The organism is Kitasatospora sp. NPDC057500 (assembly GCF_042802195.1).
Classification (GTDB): Bacteria; Actinomycetota; Actinomycetes; order Streptomycetales; family Streptomycetaceae; genus Kitasatospora.
In genome coordinates this window covers 36,993-51,782 of the sequence record NZ_JBHVER010000034.1, presented here as the reverse complement: position 1 = coordinate 51,782, position 14,790 = coordinate 36,993, and the positions used below count along the sequence as shown (strand labels likewise).

Annotated in this window: 20 protein-coding genes and 1 pseudogene; 15 read left to right on the top strand and 6 right to left on the bottom strand. The window is 75.5% G+C overall.

The window, feature by feature from the left end:
* Positions 1 to 733, bottom strand: a pseudogene (locus ACFU74_RS10715) (peptidase M28); the annotation flags it as partial.
* A gap of 451 nt (positions 734 to 1,184) precedes the next feature.
* On the opposite strand from ACFU74_RS10715, the gene ACFU74_RS10710 reads away from it, so the two are divergent.
* The 4 genes from ACFU74_RS10710 (at position 1,185) to ACFU74_RS10695 (ending at position 4,351) form a co-directional block, all read left to right on the top strand.
* Entirely contained in the window at positions 1,185 to 2,603 is a 1,419-nt protein-coding gene (locus ACFU74_RS10710) for a helix-turn-helix domain-containing protein (RefSeq protein WP_380754890.1), read from the top strand.
* A gap of 241 nt (positions 2,604 to 2,844) precedes the next feature.
* Positions 2,845 to 3,090 (top strand): hypothetical protein, encoded by a 246-nt coding sequence (locus ACFU74_RS10705; protein WP_380754887.1) that lies wholly within the window; start codon positions 2,845 to 2,847, stop codon positions 3,088 to 3,090.
* A 127-nt stretch (positions 3,091 to 3,217) separates the two neighbouring features.
* On the top strand, positions 3,218 to 3,640 hold the full coding sequence (locus ACFU74_RS10700) for a hypothetical protein (protein ID WP_380754885.1): 423 nt from the start codon (positions 3,218 to 3,220) through the stop codon (positions 3,638 to 3,640).
* Between the two features lie 48 nt (positions 3,641 to 3,688).
* On the top strand, positions 3,689 to 4,351 hold the full coding sequence (locus tag ACFU74_RS10695) for an SGNH/GDSL hydrolase family protein (protein ID WP_380754883.1): 663 nt from the start codon (positions 3,689 to 3,691) through the stop codon (positions 4,349 to 4,351).
* Positions 4,352 to 4,362: 11 nt separating this feature from the next.
* Here the strand turns inward: ACFU74_RS10695 and ACFU74_RS10690 are convergent, their stop codons facing one another.
* The 3 genes from ACFU74_RS10690 to ACFU74_RS10680 all read right to left on the bottom strand — a co-directional run bounded on the left by ACFU74_RS10690 (position 4,363) and on the right by ACFU74_RS10680 (position 6,029).
* Positions 4,363 to 5,193, bottom strand: coding sequence for an alpha/beta fold hydrolase (locus ACFU74_RS10690; RefSeq protein ID WP_380754880.1), 831 nt, complete (start codon positions 5,191 to 5,193; stop codon positions 4,363 to 4,365).
* Positions 5,190 to 5,747, bottom strand: a complete 558-nt coding sequence (locus tag ACFU74_RS10685) for a MarR family winged helix-turn-helix transcriptional regulator (RefSeq protein ID WP_380754878.1) — start codon at positions 5,745 to 5,747, stop codon at positions 5,190 to 5,192. The genes ACFU74_RS10690 and ACFU74_RS10685 overlap by 4 nt, the downstream gene beginning before the upstream one ends.
* Positions 5,748 to 5,813: 66 nt before the next feature.
* Complete coding sequence (locus ACFU74_RS10680; RefSeq protein ID WP_380754876.1) at positions 5,814 to 6,029, bottom strand: hypothetical protein; 216 nt, start codon at positions 6,027 to 6,029, stop codon at positions 5,814 to 5,816.
* Between the two features lie 124 nt (positions 6,030 to 6,153).
* On the opposite strand from ACFU74_RS10680, the gene ACFU74_RS10675 reads away from it, so the two are divergent.
* The 6 genes from ACFU74_RS10675 (at position 6,154) to ACFU74_RS10650 (ending at position 10,931) form a co-directional block, all read left to right on the top strand.
* Positions 6,154 to 6,732, top strand: coding sequence for an RNA polymerase sigma factor (locus ACFU74_RS10675; RefSeq protein ID WP_380754873.1), 579 nt, complete (start codon positions 6,154 to 6,156; stop codon positions 6,730 to 6,732).
* Complete coding sequence (locus ACFU74_RS10670; RefSeq protein WP_380754871.1) at positions 6,729 to 7,574, top strand: zf-HC2 domain-containing protein; 846 nt, start codon at positions 6,729 to 6,731, stop codon at positions 7,572 to 7,574. Before ACFU74_RS10675 ends, ACFU74_RS10670 begins: the two co-directional genes overlap by 4 nt.
* Positions 7,574 to 8,410, top strand: a complete 837-nt coding sequence (locus ACFU74_RS10665; protein ID WP_380754868.1) for an ABC transporter ATP-binding protein — start codon at positions 7,574 to 7,576, stop codon at positions 8,408 to 8,410. The genes ACFU74_RS10670 and ACFU74_RS10665 overlap by 1 nt, the downstream gene beginning before the upstream one ends.
* Positions 8,407 to 9,795, top strand: coding sequence for a hypothetical protein (locus tag ACFU74_RS10660; RefSeq protein ID WP_380754866.1), 1,389 nt, complete (start codon positions 8,407 to 8,409; stop codon positions 9,793 to 9,795). Before ACFU74_RS10665 ends, ACFU74_RS10660 begins: the two co-directional genes overlap by 4 nt.
* Entirely contained in the window at positions 9,792 to 10,334 is a 543-nt protein-coding gene (locus tag ACFU74_RS10655; protein WP_380754864.1) for a hypothetical protein, read from the top strand. Before ACFU74_RS10660 ends, ACFU74_RS10655 begins: the two co-directional genes overlap by 4 nt.
* 63 nt (positions 10,335 to 10,397) lie before the next feature.
* A complete protein-coding gene (locus tag ACFU74_RS10650) occupies positions 10,398 to 10,931 on the top strand; it encodes a GNAT family N-acetyltransferase (RefSeq protein WP_380754861.1) in 534 nt (177 codons plus the stop codon).
* A gap of 4 nt (positions 10,932 to 10,935) precedes the next feature.
* Here the strand turns inward: ACFU74_RS10650 and ACFU74_RS10645 are convergent, their stop codons facing one another.
* Complete coding sequence (locus tag ACFU74_RS10645; protein ID WP_380754858.1) at positions 10,936 to 11,265, bottom strand: ArsR/SmtB family transcription factor; 330 nt, start codon at positions 11,263 to 11,265, stop codon at positions 10,936 to 10,938.
* Between the two features lie 97 nt (positions 11,266 to 11,362).
* Between ACFU74_RS10645 and ACFU74_RS10640 the strand changes: the two genes are divergently transcribed.
* Positions 11,363 to 11,668 carry a putative quinol monooxygenase gene (locus ACFU74_RS10640; RefSeq protein ID WP_380754855.1) on the top strand — a complete coding sequence of 102 codons (306 nt, stop codon included), beginning with the start codon at positions 11,363 to 11,365 and terminating at the stop codon, positions 11,666 to 11,668.
* Between the two features lie 160 nt (positions 11,669 to 11,828).
* The gene (locus tag ACFU74_RS10635; protein ID WP_380754852.1) at positions 11,829 to 12,584 is read left to right on the top strand and encodes a class I SAM-dependent methyltransferase; all 756 of its coding nucleotides are present in this window, start codon (positions 11,829 to 11,831) and stop codon (positions 12,582 to 12,584) included.
* Between the two features lie 19 nt (positions 12,585 to 12,603).
* On the opposite strand, the gene ACFU74_RS10630 is transcribed toward ACFU74_RS10635, so the two are convergent.
* Positions 12,604 to 13,014 (bottom strand): hypothetical protein, encoded by a 411-nt coding sequence (locus ACFU74_RS10630; protein ID WP_380754849.1) that lies wholly within the window; start codon positions 13,012 to 13,014, stop codon positions 12,604 to 12,606.
* A 110-nt stretch (positions 13,015 to 13,124) separates the two neighbouring features.
* Between ACFU74_RS10630 and ACFU74_RS10625 the strand changes: the two genes are divergently transcribed.
* From ACFU74_RS10625 to ACFU74_RS10615, 3 genes are read left to right on the top strand one after another with little or no spacing between them, the layout of a single operon-like run.
* Positions 13,125 to 13,460 (top strand): hypothetical protein, encoded by a 336-nt coding sequence (locus ACFU74_RS10625; RefSeq protein ID WP_380754847.1) that lies wholly within the window; start codon positions 13,125 to 13,127, stop codon positions 13,458 to 13,460.
* 24 nt (positions 13,461 to 13,484) lie between these two features.
* On the top strand, positions 13,485 to 14,075 hold the full coding sequence (locus tag ACFU74_RS10620) for a DinB family protein (RefSeq protein ID WP_380754845.1): 591 nt from the start codon (positions 13,485 to 13,487) through the stop codon (positions 14,073 to 14,075).
* Between the two features lie 42 nt (positions 14,076 to 14,117).
* Positions 14,118 to 14,660, top strand: coding sequence for an MOSC domain-containing protein (locus ACFU74_RS10615; RefSeq protein ID WP_380754842.1), 543 nt, complete (start codon positions 14,118 to 14,120; stop codon positions 14,658 to 14,660).
* Positions 14,661 to 14,790 lie beyond the last annotated feature (130 nt).

Sequence of the window (14,790 nt, the reverse complement as noted above, 5' to 3'; positions counted from 1 at the left end):
TGAACACCTGGCCGGTGGCGTTGTCGGCGCAGCTCAGGCCGGGGCGGCTGGGGTCGCGCAGCGAGAAGGAGCTGCCGGAGCCCGTGGTGTTGATGGTCGGCGAGGGGCCGTTCCACTTGCTGTTGAGGGTGCCCGCCCGCACGTCGTCGTAGCTGTCGATGACCTCGCCGCTACGGGCGTCGACGAAGACGTGCAGGGTGCTCGGGGCGGTCGCGGTGCGGCCGGTGAGCACGGTCTCCCAGGCGAGCCGGCCGGCGCCGTCCTGGACCCGGACGACCAGGCGGCGGGACTGCACGCCGTCCACCTGGGCCAGCTTGGTGCGGGCGGTCTTCTCCGCGGCGGCGGCGCTGATCAGCGCGGTGGTCGGCACGCCGACCGGGCCGGAGGTGGCGGACTGCAGCCCGCGCACCTGGCCCTGGCCGTCGGCGAGGACGACGGCGTCGCCGCCGACCACCGGCAGGCCCTTGTAGGTGCGCTCGTAGGCGACCGAGTAGAGGCCGCCGAGCCAGGGGGTGACCGACTGGCGCTCGTAGGTCTCGTCGGGGCCCTTGGCCAGGGCGTCCAGTCCGGCCGCGGCCGCGGCGTCGGCGGCGTTGACAGCGGCGGCCAGTGCGCTGGGGGGTGTCGGGGCGGCCGGGCCGGGGTCGGCGGCCGCCTGGCCGACCGCGGTGGCGGTCAGCATGCCGGCCAGGACGGCCAGGGTGGTGCCCGCCGTCAGCAATCTGCGTTTCATTCCGAGGCTCCTCGAACGTGGGGGTGCTCGATCGCGGACGGCGTGCCGTCAGGGCGCTCACCGCTGGGGCCGTGGGGGGACGGCCGTGCGGGTGTCCGCGCTCGGGTGCCGGAACCCTCACACGACGTCATGGCCCGGTCAACGGCCAGGACATGCGGAGCGGGCGGTTGGCAAGTTCCGTCAAGTGCCGTCAAAACTCGTGTTTGGACGGAGTATTGGCAGCTGACGGGGCGTCCGGGCTGGTCGCCGGGGTGGTCGCGGCCGGGCCGGCGCCGGCGGTGGAGCGGGATCGTCCGGTGAAGAGGTTGAGACCAAAGAGAGGAGAGGTAGAGACCAGGTGCCAAAAGTGGTTGAGACCATTGCATGTACGCCGGTGGCCGTCGTCCAGTACCGTCCTCATGAACGGACCTCCCCACCGGGAGGCCCGGAACGCACTCGGGAGGGCAGCCCCGTGCACCGGAACCGGGCGGCGAACAAGCCGGCCGAGGACGAGGCCTGGCGGGCCTTCGGGCTCCGCCTGCGCCAGTGGCGCCGCCGTGCCGGCCTCACCCAGGCCCAGCTCGGCGCCGAGATCGGCTACGACCACACCGCCGTCAGCAAGCTCGAACACGGCACCCGCCGCACCAGCCCCCGGATCGCCGACCGCCTGGACGACTTCCTGCTCGCCGGTGGCGAACTGCGCGCCGCCTGCCGCCTCGCCGAGGAGGGCGCCCCGCCCGCCCCGGCCGTTCCCGCGCCCGCCCCGGCCACCGCCGGCCCGCCGCCCGCACCGGGCGACTGGACCCGCGCCCCGCTGCCCGGCCCGCCCGTCGCGGCCCTGGCACCCGCCCTGCCGCCCGGCCTCGCCACCCAGCTGCCGGTCCGCCTCCCCGACTACGGCCTGCTCTGCCCGCTCCACGACGCCGCGGGCTGCGACGTCCCACCGCCCGCCGACCTCGCCGTCCTGCACGCCGCCTTCCGCGCCGCCGACCCCGCCGCCGCCCCGCCCCTGGACCCCGACACCGTGCACGCCCTGGCCGGCCTGCTCGCCGCCCACCTGCGGGCCGGCGACAGCCCCGGCGGCCCCGGCACCGAGGCCGTCGAAGACACCCTGCGCGTCGTCCTGCGCCGGCTGTCCGCCCACCCCGACGGCCCCGCCCGCCGTCCGCTCGCCCGGCTCGCCGGCGAGTACGCCCACGCCGCCGGCGCGCTGCGCATGCAGGACGGCCGCAACGCCACCGCGATGGCCTGCTTCTCCCGCGCCCTCGGCTGGGCCGAACTCGCCGAGGACGCCGCCACCCAGGTCGCCGCGCTCAGCGACATGAGCTTCCTCGCCCGCCTCGACGGCGACCCCGCCGCCGCCCTCGGCTACGCCCACGAGATCGCCCGGGTCGCCCCCGCCCGGCACTGGGCCGGGGCCATGGGCCAGATCGGCCTGGCCCGCGCCCACGCCATGACCGGCGACGTGCGCGCCACCGTCCGCCACATAGCCCGCGCCCGCCACCACCTCGACCACATCGGCGTCCACGACGAGTCCGACGCGGCCTGGCTCTCCATCGCCTCGATGCGGCTGCGGGTCGAGGCCGGTGCCGCCGCCGCGCTGCGCGACGCGGCCGCCGCCGTCGACGACCCCCGCCTCGCCCGGCGCGCCGTCGACGCCGCCGAGACCGCGCTCTCCCTGCTGGCCCCCGACCAACTGCCCTCGGCCCGACTGCTGTTCACCGTCCGGGTGGCCGACTGCCACCTGCTCGCCCACGACCCGCGGGCCGCCGCCGAACTACTCGGGTCGGTCCTGGCGGCGGGCGACGGCGAGGACGGCCTGCCACCCCTGGTCCGGCGCGAGCTGGCGGGACTGCGCAGCCGCCTGGTCGGGCACGGCCTCGCCGGCTGAGCGGACCCGGCGCCGGCCCGGCTGTCCGGCGCGCATCGGTGGGAGACCGGTGGGCGCTCCGCGGCGTACCGGATCGCCCGGGCCGCCGCGACCTCGTCGTCGACGCCCGCCGACGCGGCGCCGTCCGTTGCGAAACCGCCGCAGATCGGTGCGGGGACCGATACACACCCGCCGGGCGGACCGATACGTTGCCCGGACATCCTTCGAGGTGCACCGCTCGGCACCGCAGAAGGAGAGCACCGTGAACACGACCGAGACCGCGGCCCCCGCCCGGCCCAGCCGCTCCGGTACCGCCCTGGTCCGGGGGACGTTCGGCGTCGGCGCCCTCACCGTCCTCGTGTCCCTGCTGCTGATCGCCGGGGCCTTCGCCGCCGACGCCAGGAGCGGCGAGGGCTGGCAGCCCGCCGGCGTCCTCGGCTCGATCGGCCTGCTGCTCGGCGGCACGATCCTGGCCGTCGGCGTGCTGGCCCGGTCCGCCGCGGGGTGACGAACCACCGTGCCGGGACCGGCCGCCGCACCGCGAACGCCTCGCCGCCGCCCTCTGACCACCCGCGCCCCGCCGCAGCGCCACGGCGGCCCGCGACTGTCAGTGGCTCCGGGCAGAATGCGGCTCCGTGAGCCTGCACTACGAAGTCGTCCTCACCTGCTCCCTGCGAGGCGACACGCCCGACACGGTCCTGGAAGCCCTGCGCTGGCACCTCGGCCTGGTCCCCGAGCGCCCGAGCGGGCTCGACCCGGACGAGCACGCCTACCCGCTGCTCGCACCGGACCCGGACGGCCGGTTGCCCGGTGGGGACTTCGCCGCCCTCCGGCCTCGGTCCCGAAGCTCCACGGCCGGCCGCGAGCTCTGCGCATGGGGACTGTTCAGCCGCAACCACTGGCTCGACGACGACCTGGGCGGGCTGGTCACGATCCTCGACCTGCTCGCCCCTCATGTCGAGGACCCCGGCTACGGCGGATACTTCCGCGAGGAGTACGACGCCGCGCCGACCGTCCTCACCTTCCGGGACGGCACCCACGGGCTGTTGAAGCCCTGAGCGGATCCCCCTCCCGCCGCTTCCGGACCCGAGCCCGAGGGAGTGCACATGACGATCACGATCCGCTCCGGAAGCACCGTGATGTTCACCGGCGACTCGATCACCGACGGCCTGCGGCGCGGCAGCGCACACGGCCTCGGGGCCGGGTACCCGCTGCGTGTCGCGCAGGAGTGGGGCCGCCGGCACCCGGACCGGCAGGTGACCTGGCTGAACACCGGCAACGCCGGTGACAAGGTGACGGACCTCGAAGCCCGCTGGCAGCGGGACGTGCTCGACGCGCGCCCGGACGTGGTGTCGATCCTGGTCGGGGCCAACGACATGAGCTGGCACACCCTCGACCCCGAGGGGTACGTGATCCCGGCGCGGGACTTCGAGGCGGGCTACGACCGCCTCCTCGAACCCCTCGCCGAGGCGGGCACGGCGCTGATCCTCATCGAGCCGTTCCTACTGCCCGTCGGCGCCGTCATCGAGGCCGGCGACGCGCTCGTCGGACCGGAGCAGCGCGAGGAGTGGCGCGCCGACCTGGACCCGAAGATCCAGGCCGTGCGCAGGCTCGCCCGCCGCTACGGTGCCCGTCTGCTCGCCGCCGACGGCATGTTCGCCGAACTCGCCGCGACGGACGGAGCCGAGCACTGGGCCGTGGACGGCATCCACCCGACGCAGGCCGGCCACGACGCGCTCGCGGCGGCCTGGCTGCGCCTGGTCGCGTAGGGCGGAGGACGTCACAGGGAGGCGAGGAAAGCGTCCAGCTCGCGCTCGAACAGGTCCGGGCGCTCCAGCGGGACCATGTGCGCGGCGCCGGGCAGCACCGTGTCCCGCGCGTGCGGGGCGGCGTCGGCGAGGGCGCGGGCGTTGGCCAGGATGTCGGCGCCGTCCAGTTCACCGGTCAGCACCAGGGTCGGCACCGCCGGCTCGCCGAGCCGGTCGGCCGCGCCCGCCTCCAGCGGGCGCCCGGCGCCGAAGCCGGCGGCGTGGCGCAGCACGTTGGCGGTCACCGAGGCGCGCAGCCGCTCCCGCAGCGCGCCGTCCACCTCGGCGGGGGAGCGGTGCGGGCCGTCCGCCCACATCCGCAGGAAGTGCTCCACGAACCGGCCGACCCCCTCCTCGCCGCCGGCACCCAGCGCGGCGATCTGCTGCTCCGTGTGATGGGTCACGAAGGGGTCGGTGAACGGCCGTCCGCTGACGCCCGGCGCGGTCAGGACCAGGCCCGCCACGCGGTCGGGATGGGTGAGCGCGGTGTCCAGCGCGATGCGCGAGCCGAGCGAGAGCCCGACCAGGACGGCGCGCGGCACGTCCAGGTGCGCGAGCAGGGCCCGCAGGTCGTCGTGGTGGGCGTAGTCGCCGCTGACGGTGGAGGAACGGCCGTGGCCGCGGGCGTCGTAGCGGACGACGTGCCGGCCGAGGGCGGCGAGCCGGGCGAACTGCTCGTCCCAGCTGTGCCGGTCCAGCAGGCCGCCGTGCAGCAGGACGACGGTGGGCCCGGTGCCCTCCGCGACCTCGTAGAACAGCTCGCCGCCCGTGACGGGGGCGGTGCCGGTGCGCGCTTCGGTCATGTTCCGTCCGTTCCTCGATCGTCGTCCCGGTCGTCCCGGTCACTGAGGCGGCTGAGGCCGCTGCGCTCGCGCTCGTCGGCCGCCCGCTCCAGCTCGTGGAACACCTCGCCGAGCCGGTCGAGCACCCGCAGCGCGGTGGCGACGTCGGCCGGGTCGAGGTCCCCGAGGTGGCGCCGCAGTGCCTCCTGCTCGGATCGCTGCACCCGGGCGAGCACGGCCTCCCCGTGCGCGGTGAGCCGTACCAGCGAGGAGCGCCGGTGCTCCGGGTTGGCGACGGTCTCGGCGAGTCCGAGCGCCTTGGCGTCGTTCACCAGCCGCTGCACGGGCTGGCGGTCCAGGTCCAGCGCCCGCGCCAGTTGCGGCACGGTCCGCGGCCCGCCGCGCCGCAGCGCGTCCAGGGCCGCGTGCTGCCCGGCGGTCATCCCGGTCCCGGCCAGCCCGCGCTCGACCGCCCGCACGATCACCCGGTGCACCGGCCACAGCCGGCGGATCACGTCGTGCAGCAGACCGGCCACCGCGGGCCCGTCCTCCCCGTCACCCTGACTGACACTCATGGTGTCATCATGACACCTGAAGTGTCGCTCGGGAACCCGTCGAGCTACTCCGGCCGTGCCTCGCGTTCACCCCGCGTCGTCCTCCCGATTCCGGCCGAGCGCAAGGAACCGCAGGTTGAGCAGGTCGATGCAGTCACGGAGCTCGGGTGTCGGCGCCCCCGCGTGCTGCCGCATCGCCTGGATCGCCGGGATGTTGCGCCCCGCCGTGATCAGCCGGTCCACCTCGGCGCGCCCCTCGGCCGGAATCCGCTCCCACAGCAGGTACTCCACGGTGTTCTCCATGGCGGCAGTGAACCGCCCCACCCGCCCGCCGGTCCACCGCATTCCACCGGCCACCCCGCGCCCCCGTGTGACCGGGATCACGCCGAGCCGAAAACCCGCAGGTCCGGCCCGGCGTCTAACAGGTGTGAAACGCGCCGAGGCGGCACCGCCGCAGGAACTGGACGAGGCTGCCCTCCTCCACCGGGTTGCCCGGGGGGACCGGGCCGCCTTCGAGGAGCTGTACCGCCGCACCTCGCCCTGGCTGGCCGTGCGGCTGCGGCGCCGCTGCGCCGACGAGCAACTCGTCGCCGAGGTCATGCAGGAGACCTTCCTCGCGGTGTGGCGGGCCGCCGGCTCCTTCGCCGGCAGCCGTACCGCCGCCGGCGGCACCGGCGGCACCGCCGTCGGCTGGCTGTGGACGATCGCCGCCCGCCGCCTCGTCGACGCGTTCCGCCGCCGCGCCCACCACGCCGAGCCCCCGCCCGCCGCCGCCCCGCAGCCCGTGGCGCCCGCCGCCGAGGACGAGGCGCTGGTGACGACCGTCGGCGGCGACGTCGGGGACGCCCTGCGGCGCCTCGCGCCCGAACTCAGGGACGTGCTCCAGGCGATGGTGCTCGACGGACTGTCCGTCCGGGAGACCGCCGTGGTCCTCGGACTGCCCGAGGGAACGGTCAAGACCCGCGCCCGCCGGGCCCGGATCGCGATGCGGGAGGAACTGGCATGAGCGTGGACCACGCATCGGCACGGCTCATCGACGCCTACGCACGCGGCGCCGCAGACCTCGCCCCCGGCCGCGCCGCAGACCTCGCCCCCGACGAGGTGTGGGCCCTGGAGGCCCACCTGGAGACCTGCCGGACCTGCCGCGACCGGCTGTCCGCCGCCGTCACCGCCACCGCGCCCGCCGTCGCGGCACTCACCGACGCCGTCTGGGCCGACCTCGCACCCCGCCTGGCCCGGGCCGCCCCCGCACCCCCGCGCCGCCGACTCGCCGCCCGCCTCTCCACCTGGACGACACCCGCCATGACCCCGTGGCTGGCCACGCTCCTCGCCGTCACCCTGCTCGCCCTGCTGCTGGACCTCGCCGGCCCCGCCACCGGCTCCGGCCAGGTCCCCCTCCTCCTGCTGCTCGCCCCCGTCCTGCCGGTCGGCGGCGTGGCGCTCTCCTGGTCACCCGCCCTCGACCCGGCCCACGAACTCACCGCCGCCACCCCGCGCGCCGGCCTCGCCCTGGTGCTGCGCCGCACCGTCGCCGTGCTCGCCGTCGTGATCCCCGCCCTGTTCGCGGCCGGCTGGGCGACCGGACTGACGGCCGCGCAATGGCTGCTGCCCTGCCTGGCGTTCACCACCGCCACCCTGGCCCTCGGCGGACTGGTCGGAACCGCCCGCGCCGCCCTCGCCCTCGCCCTCGCCTGGGCCGCGGCGGTCGTGGTCCCGGCCCTGGCCGCCGACCGCACCCCCGTCGTCCTGCGGACCGAAGCCCTGCCCGCCTGGGGCCTGCTGCTCGCGCTCGGCGCCGCCGTCGTGGCCGCCCGCCGCGGCGCCTACGCCACCCGGGCGGACCACTGATGAACATCCGGAAGGAGCACCGGCGCACGATGCGCGCAGTGAACCCGGCGGACCTCGCCCCCACCACCTACGCCTGGGAGATCCGGGCGAGCGGACTCAAGGTCAGGGCCGGCCGCAAACGGCTCGCCGTGGACGGCCTCGACCTGGCCCTCGGCCCCGGCGTCCACGGCCTGCTCGGCCCCAACGGCGCCGGAAAGACCACCCTCATCCGCGCCCTCGCCACCGTCCTGCGCCCCGCCGGCGGCGAACTGGAACTCCTCGGCCGCCCGCTCGACGGACCGGGAGACCACCGCGCACTGCGCCGCCGGATCGGCTACCTGCCGCAGGAGTTCGGCTACTACAAACGGTTCACCGTGAGGGAGTTCGTCGAGTACATGGCCTGGCTGAAGGAGGTGCCCGCCGCCGACATCCCCGCCGCCGTGCAGCGCGCCGTCGAACGCGTCGGCCTCGCCGACCGCGCCGACGCGCGCATGAAGGCCCTCTCCGGCGGCATGGTCCGGCGCGCCGGCATCGCCCAGGCCATCGTCAACGACCCGGCCGTCCTGCTCCTCGACGAACCGACCGTCGGCCTGGACCCGGCCCAGCGGCTGCGCCTGCGCCAACTGCTCCAGGAACTGGGCACGGACGCCTGCGTCCTCGTCTCCACCCACCTGGTCGAGGACGTCGCCGCCGCCTGCACCGACGTGCTGCTGCTCGCCGAAGGACGGCTGGTCTTCCAGGGCACCCCCGACCGACTCGCCGCCGCCGGCGGCCCGGAGCACGAGGGCGACAGCCCGCTGGAGCGCGGCTACTCCGCCCTGCTCGCCGCCCCCGCACGCGCCGGGGGTGCCTGGTGAGCCTCCCGACCGGCGTGCTGCGCACCGAACTCAGGCGCTCCGTCGCCCCCTGGGCCGGCGCCACCGTCCTGGCCCTCTCGCTCGCCCTCCTCGAACTCGCCCCCGGGCCGTGGTCGAAGGGCACCACCCTGTGGACGGCCCAGTGGACGTCCATGGCCCTGTGGACCCGCCACCTGCTGATCCTCCTGTGGCCGCTCGCCCTCGGCCTCGGCGCGCTGCAAGGACTCCGCGACCACCGCTCCGGCACGGCCGAACTGCTCGCCGCCACCCCGCGTCCGGCCCGCCACCGCGCCGCCGCCCTCGCCGGCCCGACGGCCCTCGCCCTCGCCGGGGCCTTCCTGCTGCTCGTCCTCCTCGGCGCGGTCCGGGTGCTCACCGCAGGCACCGCGACCGCCGGCGCCGGCTGGCTGCCGATCCCGCTCGTCGGCGCGCTCGCCCTCGCCGCCGGGGCCCTCCTCGGCACGGGCGTCGCCCGCGTCCTGCCCTCCGTCCTCACCCCGCCCGCCCTGACCGTCGCCGCCTTCGCGCTCACCAACGCCCTGCGCCAGACCACCGACGCCGCCGTGCCGACCTCCGCCGTCCCGAACCGGCTCTCCCTCCTCTCGCCGGCCACCGCCGACGTCCGCCGGACCTTCCTCACCCTCGCCGCCCCCGTCCACCTCGGACAGGCCCTCTGGCTGCTCGGCCTGGCCGCGACGGGCCTCGCCCTGCTGGCCGCCGCCACCCGCCGCGCCCGGCTGCTCGCCCTCACCCCGCTCCTCGCGGGCGGGGCGCTCGCGCTGCTCGTGCTCCCCGCCGACCCCCGCGACACCTACGTCCTCGACCGGGCCGAGACCGCCCAGGTCTGCGACGGCCCGGTCTGCGTGACGGCGGCCCACCGGGCCCGCCTCGACGAACTCGCCGGCCCCGGACGCGACGCGCTGGGCCAGCTGCGCACCGCCCTCGGCGACCGGGCACCGACCGCCGTCCGCGAGGCCACCGCCCCGCGCGCCATCAGCGCCACGCCGGAACGCCCGCGCGACGCGCTGCTCGTCGACTTCGACGACCCGGTGCTCGGCGCCGCCGGGGGAGCGGCGCTGACCCGGGCCCTGGTCGGCCAGGGCATCGCCCCGCTCTGCCACCCCCGCAGCGACCGCGAGAGCGGCACCCTGTCGGGGACGGTCGCCCAGAGCATCGCCGCCGCCTGGGTCCTCGGCGACCTGCGGCCGCTCGACGGGACCATGCACAGCGCGCGGGACCAGACCGAACTGGCCGCCCCGGCCTGGCAGGCGCTCAGCGCGCTGCCGCCCGCCGAGCAGCGGCAGCGGATCGCCGCCCTGCACACCGCCGCCGTCTCCTGTACGGACGACCCGCTGGACGCGCTCGCGGGCGGTGCGGCCCGGTGAGGTGGCTTCTCCTGTACGCGCGCTCGCGCCGGCTTCCGCTCGTCGCCGGCACGCTGGCACTCCTCGCGGCCCTCACCCGGCTCGCCGACGGCCGCCTCGGCGCCGGCCCGCGGCTGTCCGCCCTCCTCCTCGCCGCCGGGGCGATGGCCCTCTCCGCCGGACTCGGCAGCCCGGACCCCGACCTGGACCGCACCGCCGCCCTCCGCTGGCCACCCCGCCGAGCCGCCCACCTCCTGCTCGGCGCCGCCCTCGTCGCCGCCCTCCTGCCACCCGGCCCCCTCGCCCTGACCCTGCGCGACAGCGCCGGACTCACCGGCCTCGCCGCCCTCGGCGCCGCCTGCTTCGGCCGCCCCCACGCCTGGCTGCCCCCCTTCGCCTGCCTCGCCCTCGCCTTCGTCCTCCCACCCGCCCCGGACCTCGCCACCCGGCTCCTCACCTGGCCCCTCCACCCGCCCGGCACCACCGCCGCCACCCTCACCGCCCTCACCCTCGCCGCCACCGGCACCGCCGCGTACGCCCTCGCGGGGGCCCGGCGCTGACGGGCCCCCGCCCTGGCGGAAACCCGGTTGCACCCGAACACACGATCACCTTGGCTGGGCGCCATGACCGACCTCAACACCGACCGCCTCCTGCTGCGCCGCTGGCGGGACTCCGACCTCGAACCCTGGGCGGCGATGAACGCCGACCCCGAGGTCCGCGAACACCTCGGGGACGTCCTCACCCGCGCCGAGAGCTACGTGTCCGTCGCCCGCTACGAAGCCGACTTCGCACGGCGCGACTACGGATGGTGGGCCGTCGAGGTGCGCGCCACCGGGGAGTTCATCGGCTTCGCCGGCCTCGACGACATCGACGACGGCCTGCCGTTCACCGGCGTCGAGATCGGCTGGCGGCTCGCCCGGTCGGCCTGGGGCCACGGCTACGCCACCGAAGCCGCCCGCGCGGTCCTCGCGTACGGCTTCGAAACGCTCGCCCTGCCGGAGATCCTCGCCGTCACCACGGCCCGCAACCTCCGCTCCCAGGCGGTGATGCGCCGGCTCGGCATGACCACCGACCCCGCGGACGACTTCGACGCCCCCCACGCCCCCGGCCCGCTGCGCCCCAGCGTCCTGTTCCGGATCGCGCCGCCGCGGGGCTGACGGGTTACTTCGCTGCCTCGTCCGCCTCCTCCGCCGTCAGGATCGTCAGCAGGCCGGGGAAGCGCTGCTCGATGTCCGCGCGGCGCAGCGTGGCCATCCGGCTGTTGCCCCGGTCGACCTGGCGGATCAGCCCGGCCTCGCGCAGCGTGCGGAAGTGGTAGGTGACGGTCGCCTTGCTGACCGGCAGCTCGAAGGAACTGCACGTCCGCGCACCGTCCTCGGGTCCCGTGGCCAGCTCCCGTACGACGCGCCGCCGCAGCGGATCGGCCAGCGCTGCGAGGACACGGCCGAGTTCGATCTCCGCCGTGTCCGGGTGCCCCTCGTCGTCGGGCATCGCCACCACCTCTCAGGTATGACTTGCATCGTACCTCCCCGATCGCCTAGCGTCCTGAGGTACGAGATAACTCGTACCTCCCGAAAGGACCCGCCCCGTGGCCCAGCCCTACACCCTCGTCGGCATCGCCCGCCCCAAGCCCGAGCGCGTCGACGACCTGCGCCGGCTCCTCCTCTCCTTCGTCGAACCGACCCGCCAGGAACCCGGCTGCCTGGAGTACCACTTCCACGAGGACAGCGACGCCCCGGGCGTCTTCGTCTTCTACGAGGCCTGGCGCAGCAAGGAGGACCTCGACGCCCACCTCGCCCTGCCGCACATGCGCGACTTCTGGGAGCACCGGATGGACTATCTGGAGCAGGACCTGGAGATCCGCTGGCTCACCATGCACAGCCCCTACGCCTGACACGGCCCCCGGTACGGAGGGCGGACGCTGCTCCCCGCCGCCCCGCGCGTCCGCCCTCCCGGGCCTCCGCCGAGGACGGCACCGCCAACACCCGGTACGCGGCCGGCACCTCCTCCGCGTTCCTGCTCCGGCAGGTCGCCGGCCGGGCTAGGCTGCGGCGATGACGCGTTCCACCGGCGATGCCGAGAACCCCCTCCGAACCGCGCCCCCGGTCCGGGTGAACGACTACGACGGCTTCGCCGAGGAGTTCTCGGCGGAGACCGAGAACAACCTGCTCAACGCCTACCACGCCCGGCCCGCCGTCCTCGCCCTCGCCGGTGATGTGACCGGCCGTAGGATCCTGGACGCCGGCTGCGGCTCGGGCGCGCTGTCCGCCGACCTGCGTGACGCCGGTGCCGCCGTCACCGGCATCGACTCCAGCGCCGGCATGCTGGCACTGGCCCGCCGCCGTCTCGGCGAGGACGCCGACCTGCACGTGGGCGACCTGGGCGAGCGGCTCCCGTTCGAGGACGGGGCCTTCGACGACGTGGTGGCGTCGCTGGTGCTGCACTACCTGGAGGACTGGGGCCCGACGCTCGCCGAGATGCGCCGCGTGCTCAGGCCCGGCGGCCGCCTGATCGCCTCCGTCCAGCACCCGTTCGTCGACTACGCGATCCAGAACCCCCGGCCCGACTACTTCGCCACCACCAGCTACACCGACGAGTGGACCTTCAACGGCCGGTCCTACCCGGTGACCTTCTGGCGCCGCCCCCTGCACGCGATGACCGATGCCTTCACCACCGCCGGCTTCCGTCTCGCCACCCTCAGTGAACCCCAGCCCGACCCCGCCGCCCGCGAGTTGTTCCCCAAGGACTTCCACCACCTGTCGACCAAGATGAGCTTCCTCTTCTTCGTCGTCGAGGTCCCGGAGCCCTGACGGCCGCAGCCGACCGGACTCAGCGCATCCAGCCCGGAGTCCCGACACCCGTGAAGTCGTTCCAGGCGCGGCAGTAGGCGCGGGCCTCGGGGCCGACCTCCGGCCAGACCGCGTTGAGGTCGAACCCGTTGTCCCAGGCGTTCAACAGCGCCTCGAAGAACCCGGTCGCGACGGCGTCCCCGTCGTCGCCGCCCTTCTCCAGGAGTTCCTCCAGGAGCCGGAACAGTCGACGGGTCTGCTCCTCGGTGAACCCGGCCGCGTGCTCGGCGTAGACGTGGGCCGCACTGCCCAGTCGGATCGTCACCGGCGGAACGTCGTCCTCGTCCTCGACCTCGCCGGGGCGCCGCCAGCGCTCGACCTCAGCGCGGTCGGCGTCGCGCAGTACGTCGCTCACCGCGACCAGTTCCTCCCACCACGGCGGATTCGCCACCGGGTAACCTCCTTCGTCCCCGCATTGATCGGCTTATGATCGCACTGGCAGCCCCGACCTGAGTACGCGTACTCACGACCGCGCGTGGCCGTCCCCGGGACGATGCCCGGATGCCGACCTGGTTGCTCGACCTGACGCTGATGCTCCTGCTCGTGGCGGGCGAGGCGGTGGCCGCCGTGGTGTGGTTCTTCCGGGGGAGCTGGGACGTCTGCCGGGGCAGGCAGAGGCCCGCCCCGCCCCGCGTGGTCGCCGGCTGGCTCGCGGGCTTCCTGGTCCTCCTCCTCGGCACGGGCGCCGGTCTGCTCCGCCTCGGCCTGCCCGTCGCCGCGACTGCCCAGGCCGTGCTGGCCGCTCCCGTCGCACTGCTGCTCGTGCTGGGCGCGGTGGAGCGGCTTCGCCGCAGGGCGGCATCGGCTCGCCCCGGCGAGTCCGCGGAGCGGCGGTAGCGGCCCCCGCCTGGCGTGGGCTCCATGGCACTGGACTGGAACGCGATCCTCGTCGACCAGCTCGACCAGCTCGACCAGCTCGACCGGCACTGGCGGCATCAGCTCCGGGCGCGGCTGGAGGGCCTCACCGACGACGAGTACCTCTGGGAGCCCGTACCGGACTGCTGGAGCGTGCGCCCGCGCGGCACCGGGGACTTCACCATCGACTGGGCCTTCCCCGAGCCGGTGCCCGCCCCGGTCACCACGGTCGCCCGGCGCCTCGGGCACGTCCTGGTCGGCGTCCTGGGCGCGTGCAGCGCCGCGCACTTCGGTGGTCCGCCCGCGGACTACATGGCGTACGACTACCCCGGCACCGCCGCCGAGGCGCTGGACCGGCTGGACGCGGCGTACGCGCGGTGGACGGCCGGGGTGCGGAGCCTCGGCGAGGAGGGCTTGGCGCGGCCGTGCGGCGCGGCGGAGGGCCCGTACGCCGAGGAGCCGATGGCGAGGCTCGTCCTGCACATCCACCGCGAGGTGATCCATCACGGCGCGGAGATCTCCCTGCTCAGGGACCTCTACGCGCACCGGCCCGCCCAGGACCCCAAGCCCGCCGGGTGGTTGCGGGGGCGGGTCTAGAGTGTGGGGCGGGTCATCACTCCGAAGAGGAGGTTTCGCACGATGAGCGGGACGGTCGTCGCGGTCAGCAGCAACGGGGAGTACTCCTTCACCAAGCCGAACCGGGCGAGCATCACGCTGCTCGCCGGGCTCGGGGTGGAAGGGGACGTGCACGCGGGGGTGACCGTCAAGCACCGGTCGCGCGTCGCGCAGGACCCGACGCAGCCGAACCTGCGGCAGGTCCACCTCATCCACGAGGAGCTGTTCGACGAGGTCGGGGAGCGCGGATTCAAGGTGGCGCCGGGGCAGTTGGGCGAGAACGTCACCACGCGCGGGATCGACCTGCTGGCCCTGCCGGTCGGCACGCTGCTGCGGATCGGGGCGGACGCGGTGGTGGAGGTCACCGGGCTGCGCAACCCGTGCCTGCAGATCGACCGCTTCCAGGACGGCCTGCTGAAGGAGGTCGTCGGGCGGGACGAGGCCGGGAACGTGGTGCGCAAGGCCGGGATCATGGGCGTGGTCCGTACGGGCGGGGTGATCCGGCCCGGCGACGCGATCGAGGTCGAGCTGCCGGCCGAACCGCACCGCCCCCTCGGCCGCGTCTGAACCGCGCGACCTAGGCCCTCTCTTTCGGATCACGCCAGGCGGTCGCCGCCGGAGCACGCACGCCCCCAGCCTTCGGCCGGGAGGTACCCCCACGCCGGCTTGTCGTCGGTCGCCGATGGCCCCCAGCCTG